The sequence below is a fragment of the Psychrobacter sp. TWR1-1-1 genome, from assembly GCF_049895865.1.
GTDB classification, from domain to species: Bacteria; Pseudomonadota; Gammaproteobacteria; order Pseudomonadales; family Moraxellaceae; genus Psychrobacter; species Psychrobacter immobilis_A.
Genome location: NZ_JAFCTE010000001.1, coordinates 520,599 through 527,410, shown reverse-complemented (window position 1 = coordinate 527,410; position 6,812 = coordinate 520,599). Strand labels below are relative to the sequence as shown.

Here is a 6,812-nt window from a genome sequence, read left to right as displayed (position 1 = left end):
GCACGATTGGTTATGTGTCACCTTTTGAGTTTGAAAAGCAGTATTATGATAATTTAATCCTGTCAGGTGTTGCTGCCTGACTCAAGTAAATAAGCCTCCGATAAAGTCGGGGCGGTTCAAACCGTGATTTTTGCATTCTTCAATATGCTAAATAATTAACTAGAGCTTTTAAAGTATAAAAAAAGCCGAGATAAACTCGGCCTTTTTATTGGTGCTTAGTTTGCTTTATGATTAGTCATTCTCTAAGAAAGAACGCAGATGCTCAGAGCGTGACGGATGACGCAATTTACGCAGTGCTTTAGCCTCAATCTGACGAATACGTTCACGTGTTACGTCAAACTGCTTACCCACTTCTTCCAAGGTATGGTCGGTTGGCATATCGATACCGAAGCGCATTTTTAGTACGCGTGCTTCACGCTCAGTCAGATTGCCCAATACATCACGAGTCGCTTCACGCAGACCAGCTGCGGTCGCATCATCAACAGGGCTTGAGATCGTACCATCTTCGATGAAATCACCTAGATGCGAGTCTTCATCATCACCGATTGGTGTCTCCATAGAGATAGGTTCTTTAGCGATTTTCAGTACTTTACGGACTTTAACTTCGTCCATCTCTAAGCGTTCACCTAATTCCTCAGGCGTTGGCTCGCGTCCCATTTCTTGTAGCAACTGACGAGAAACACGGTTTATTTTGTTAATGGTCTCGATCATATGTACAGGAATACGGATGGTACGCGCTTGGTCAGCGATAGAGCGGGTAATTGCCTGACGGATCCACCATGTCGCATAGGTCGAGAACTTATAACCACGGCGATATTCAAATTTATCGACGGCTTTCATCAGACCAATATTACCTTCTTGGATTAAATCCAAGAATTGTAGACCACGGTTGGTATATTTCTTCGCGATAGAAATAACCAAACGCAAGTTAGCTTCGACCATTTCTTTTTTGGCGCGGCGAGCTTTTGCTTCACCGACTGCCATACGGCGCGCCACGTCTTTCATATCGTGGATTTTCATGTCGAGCTGTTGCTCGTAGTCACGAATGCGACGTTGCAATAAAATAACATCATCAGTGACTTTTTCTAGCGTACCAGCAAATGCAGGTTTGCCCTTGATGCGCTCAATCAGCCAATCGACGTTGGTTTCGTTGCTAGGGAAAGTCTTACGGAACTCTTCACGCGGCATACGACCACGGCGAATCACCAAACGCATGATTTGACGCTCTTGCTTACGCACGTCGTCATAGACATCATGCATGATAGCCATGACTTGATCTGACAAGCGATTGTTCAACTTTAGCATCATAAAGCGTTCGGCAAGTAGGGCATAAGCAGTATCTGCTTCTGTGCTACCACGGCCATAATCTAGCAAGGCTTGCTTGGCTTTAATAAATAAGTGTTCGATTTCTTCTAGACGCAGACGTACTTCTTCAGGATCGATACCGCTGGTTTCTTCTTCAGCTTCCTCTTCAACGTCGTCTTCATCCTCGTCCTCATCATCAAGCGCCGCTGCTTTGGCTTTTGCTTTGATCACAGGTGGATTTTCTTTTTCTTCTTTGATGCGTTCGCGTTCTTCTTTTGCTGCCTCTTTTGCTTCTTGGGCAGCGATTTTGTCTGCTTCGGTCTCAGGATCTAAAAAGCCAGTAATGACGTCAGAAAGCTTTTTTTCGCCATCTTGTACTTTTTGATATTCATCAAGGACGAACTGTACGGTACCCGGCCAGTAAGACATCGCATGCTGTACGTCACGAATACCTTCTTCGATACGCTTGGCAATGGCGATCTCACCTTCACGGGTCAATAGATCAACCGTACCCATTTCACGCATATACATACGCACAGGGTCAGTGGTGCGACCTGGCTCAGTCTCAACAGAGGCCAATACCGCCGCTGCCTCATCCGCTGCCATGTCATCATCGCTTGAATCGTCGTTCATCAAGATGTCATCGGCATCAGGCGCAGATTCAAAGATTTTGATACCAACGTCGGTCAGCATTTGCACAATATCTTCGATCTGATCGCTTTCGGTAATAGAGTCGGGCAGTTGGTCATTCACCTCAGCATAGGTGAGATAGCCTTGCTCTTTACCCATTTGGATTAAGGTGGCCAGTTGAGATGTGGACTTAGAAACTGACTTATCGTTCATAAATACTCGCTTACTTGCATCGGACATTTTTATATTGTGACGCGCTATCGCTCGCTCAGTGCGTTGATATAATCAATCGATTCATCAAAATATGGCGTAGAGGTTGTCAATAATATCAAAAATGAGTTGATATGAATAAAGGCTCAAAATACTACAATTACAATGCTAAAAAACTGCTAGAAATTAGTAATGCTAAAAACTCTTCAAGATAACATTATCTAAAAAATAATATATAAAAATAACGGTTCCTAAAAACGGATACTTCAAAATAATATCTAAAATTTGTGCTTAATGAGGCGGATTTATCACCATCTATTAAATCGGGCTATAAATAGTTAGCGACACAGTTTAACACACACCAGCGTAATCAAGCACGAGGTAGTGATATCTACCGACCGTTTTTTTACTGATTATTTTATATCAGCCAAATGATTAAATGGCAATACATGCTATTGGGCATAATCATTAGTAGTGGGGGCAGCCGCTATACTTTTAAAGGGTTGGAGATTTTTTAGCAAAAATAATGGCAAACGTTAAGATTTGACGGTAACCATCTGCGCTGACTGCTCAGCTTGCTGTGCGCGTAGCCAATCATTTAATAATTGCGACTGCTTACGGACAATCGCCAGCTTGATATGATCAGGATTTTTGATGAGCTCTTGCATCTTTTTTTGCAGATGTAACTTGAGCAACTGCATCACCAAGTTTTCGATCAACTCATCCAAGCTCAAAATATTTCTGCCAATCAATGTCTTATAAAATCCGCCCCAGCTACGGCTAAGTGTCTCTTGGGTGATTGGCTTGACATTAGACAATATAAAGTGCGCGGCAGCGTTGGCATCTTTGGGTAAATGATTCAGGCAGCGTTTGATGGTGCTAACGATATCCAGCAAGGCGATATCTTGCAAATCTTCCCAAGCAAGCGGACGCAAGATGTCAGGCACGGCTTTTTGCTTGATGTGTGCTGGCAGCTGTAAATCATTAATACCTGCCTGCTGCCAAATGGCTTCGATAGGGTCTTCAATTAAGGCACGTGGCTGAAACAAAAAACAAAGTTGCAATTGCTGACTGATGGTCATGTCACCATCAAAATCTAGCAGCGCATCTTTGGCTTCGATATTTTGGCTACGTTTACCACCCAGCTTCTGATAGACGTCATTATTGAGCAGGTAGCGAAAGCTACTGCCTTTAGGTAATGCAGTGGTCAAGGCACGTACTTGTGACATGAGCTTGGCTTTGCCTTCTGCCAAGGTTAAATCGTAACGCTCGCTTAAATAGGCAAAAATATATTGCGATAGCGGCATGGCATTCGCAATTTGCTCACGCATGGCATCGCCGCCCTGACTCTTAATAAACGTATCAGGATCATGATTATTTGGTAGGGTCAAAAACCGCAACTCTTTGTCATCGGCCAGTACTGGCAAAGCCACTTCAAGGGTACGCCAAGCGGCTTTTTGTCCCGCGCTATCGCCATCAAAGCTCAAGGTTAGGGTTGGGTTCAGCGTCAGTAATCGTGATATTTGACTCTCATTAATCGCCGTACCCATAGAAGCAATAGCGCCATAAATACCCGCTTGGTAAAGGGCGATCACATCCATATAGCCTTCGACCACCAGCCAGCTGTCGGCACGTTGTTGGCGTGATTCGTAATAGCCATACAGCACATGCTGTTTATGAAAAACGGGTGAGTCAGAGGAGTTGATATATTTGGGTTTTACTTCATCATCGAGCGCGCGACCACCAAAACCAATGGTGCGTCCTTGATTGTCTCGAATCGGGAAAATGACCCGATCACGGAGTAGATCATAATCGCGTCCTGACTTTGATTGGCGCACCAAGCCAAGCGCCTTTAGCCCTTCAATATCTTGTGGAAACTGATGCTCAAGATGCTGCCACCCAAATGGTGCATAGCCTAAGCCAAAGGTTTCAAAGATGTCTTCTGTAATACCACGCGATAAAAAATAGTGCTTAGCATGCGGATGAAGGGTGAGATTGTGCTGATAAAACTGCTGGATTTGCTCTAACAGCTCATACAGGTTACCGTCTTTATCGGAAACGCTATGATCATCGTACAATGCCGCAGCGTCAGTATCGCCACCTGTCAACCATGCTGGCGGATAGCTATTATCATCTTGGTAGTCTGCGCCATAAGAATCTTCTGGATAAGACGCTGAGTCGTAAGCATCTAGCGGTGGATACTCATCGTAGCCGTTGCTACTGTCGTGATAAACGGGCTGATCGGTATCGCCGTACTGGTTTTGTTGCTGAATAGCCGAAGTAGCGTTAATAGAAGGCGCATTAATTGCTTGAGCAGGACTTTTAGCGTCACTTTTAGCGTTGATAGTCGGACTAGGTATTGACGGTGGTGCAATCGGTTTTGGTGCACGGCGCTGATAGCTGACGTTTTGTTGTTCTTCTTTTGGAACTTCGATACCCGTCTGCTTTGATAGCTCATTAACCGCTTCAATAAAAGTTAAGTTTTCATAATCGCGTAAAAAACTGATGGCATTACCGCCGACGCTACAGCCAAAGCAATGATAGATGTTTTTTTGTGGATTGACATAAAAAGAGGGCGATTTTTCGCCATGAAATGGACAGCAGCCTTTAAACTCACTACCAGCACGTTTAAGCGTCGTATGACGCCCAATGATACTGATTAAGTCAGCTTGGCTATTTAATTGGTCGAGAATGTGATTTGGAATACTCATGCAAAAAACAGTTTACCATAGGTGTATTATCTTAAGCATAGGCAATATTGGGCACAAACAATATTGGGCATAGATAATGAAACAGAAACAGAAAAAATAAGGCCAACTCTGTTGTTGACCTTATTTTTTTCATGATGTGCGTTGATGTACTAAAAAGAAGAGAGGTTCTCTTAATTAAAAGAGAGACGTTGCCTCAAATTTAGCGCATTTATTCATCATTCATATCGACATCTGCTGGCAGGATATCAATCCCTTGAACAGGCAATGTCGTACGGCGTACAGGATTGGTGTTTTGCGGATCGACATTGGCTTCTCTTGCCGTAGAGCCAGTGCTCGATTGGCTAGTAATGCGCTCAGCGGATGCTTCAGGCAGACCCAAGCCGACATTGATGCCACTATTGGCGCGCACAGGTGAAGTACCTTGCGCTGCACTGGCTGCTGCTGCATTATCGCTTGGCAGTCTCAATTGACTGGCGTTACGAATAACCTGAGTTTTGGTCGCGCCGTTATAGTCGCCTGTCGCAACTGATGAAGTATCTTTGTTAAAACGACTTAACTGTCCAAAAGTCAATTTGTTGATGAAAGAACGCTCACGTTTGGTGTCGAGTTTAACGCGTCCATCAGCACTTAACATGTTGGGATAATTAATCTGTAATAGAGTTTTGTATTCTGCTGCCAAATCAGACATACCCAATTTATCATAGCTATAAGCTAAGACCGCGATTGCGTCTGGGATGGATTCACTGAGTGGATAGTATTGAAACACCCATTTGGCACGGTTAACAGCAGCGACATAAGCTTCGCGCTCGATATACCAGTTGGCTGCACTCATCTCACTTTCAGCAAACTGATTGTAAATGAAAGTCATGCGCTGAGCGGCATCTGGCGCGTAAGGGCTGTTAGGGTACTTATTAATAAGCTCTTGAAAGTTAGCGAAGGCAATACGTAAATAGGCGGTATCACGCTCAGCTTGATTGAGCTTAAACAGTTTTAGACCTTCTGATGAGCCCTGCATATTGGCAACGCCGCGCACATAGTAAGCGTAGCTGACTTGCGGATTAGAAGGATATAGGTTAATAAATTGCTCAGCGCTGGCAGCTGCCATTTCATACTTACCACTGGCATATTGTGCGTACATCATGTCGAGTAATGCTTGCTCAGCGTACTGTCCAGTAGGATAAAAAGTGCGCAGATTGGTCAAATCTTCGATGGCTTGTGTATAGCGGCCTTTATCAATCTGGGTAATGGCGTCGTTATAATAGTTCTGCTCTGATTTTTCGGCAGTTTCTACCGCATCGACGTCTTTACCGCCAGTCAGATTTTTGAAAGTCTGACAGCCCACTAAGTTTACGCTTAGCGCAAGTAGGGTTATTGAGGACAGTTTGATAAACGTATTGCCAACAGCTTGCATACTTCTTCTCCGACACAAGACGTATAATAGCAGCGACGCTATCATACTAGATATTAGGTTAATGATAAAAAACGATGCGTAGGCATCAATAGTGGTCTGTCATCTACTATGTCAATCATCGGACATACCAGTTATCGTTATTAAAAAACGCTTGATGGCATAGGGTTTATATCAAACCAAATGCTTTTAATAAAAATTCGATAAGCATACAGTGGCATAGCATACAGCAAAATATGGCTATACTTTATAGAATAACGTTTGCTTCGTCTATTTTTTCGCCATCTATATTGTACTTAATCCAATCGTGCTCATCGGATTTGAGTCAGTATCGTATAGTTATTAGTCTACTGCAACACAGATGCGATATGCTGATGCTCGCAATGAGCTGTACACTAGCGCATGTCAGTTTGGCATTTTAACATGAGCTGCTGTCACGAGCGATATCGAATGTCGCTGACACTGACAAATATACAGTAAATTACAGCAATGTCATATTTTAGAGAGTTAAGTACGGCGCTGAGGCTCACTGCGGTATAATCAAAAAA

Annotated in this window: 3 protein-coding genes; all 3 read right to left on the bottom strand. The window is 43.6% G+C overall.

Translation table 11 applies throughout. The annotated features are described in order from the left end of the window. Positions 1-231: 231 nt before the first annotated feature. Complete coding sequence (rpoD, locus tag ACP69U_RS02085; protein WP_045452235.1) at positions 232-2,148, bottom strand: RNA polymerase sigma factor RpoD; 1,917 nt, start codon at positions 2,146-2,148, stop codon at positions 232-234. A 533-nt stretch (positions 2,149-2,681) separates the two neighbouring features. Beyond that, positions 2,682-4,856 (bottom strand): DNA primase, encoded by a 2,175-nt coding sequence (locus tag ACP69U_RS02080; RefSeq protein WP_426137665.1) that lies wholly within the window; start codon positions 4,854-4,856, stop codon positions 2,682-2,684. 208 nt (positions 4,857-5,064) lie between these two features. Beyond that, positions 5,065-6,267, bottom strand: coding sequence for an outer membrane protein assembly factor BamD (locus ACP69U_RS02075; protein WP_372860986.1), 1,203 nt, complete (start codon positions 6,265-6,267; stop codon positions 5,065-5,067). Positions 6,268-6,812 lie beyond the last annotated feature (545 nt).

Excerpts from the sequence above, each read along its gene's own strand:
- rpoD (WP_045452235.1), bottom strand. The coding sequence starts at position 2,148 with ATGAACGATAAGTCAGTTTCTAAGTCCACATCTCAACTGGCCACCTTA.
- ACP69U_RS02080 (WP_426137665.1), bottom strand. The coding sequence starts at position 4,856 with ATGAGTATTCCAAATCACATTCTCGACCAATTAAATAGCCAAGCTGAC.
- ACP69U_RS02075 (WP_372860986.1), bottom strand. The coding sequence starts at position 6,267 with ATGCAAGCTGTTGGCAATACGTTTATCAAACTGTCCTCAATAACCCTA.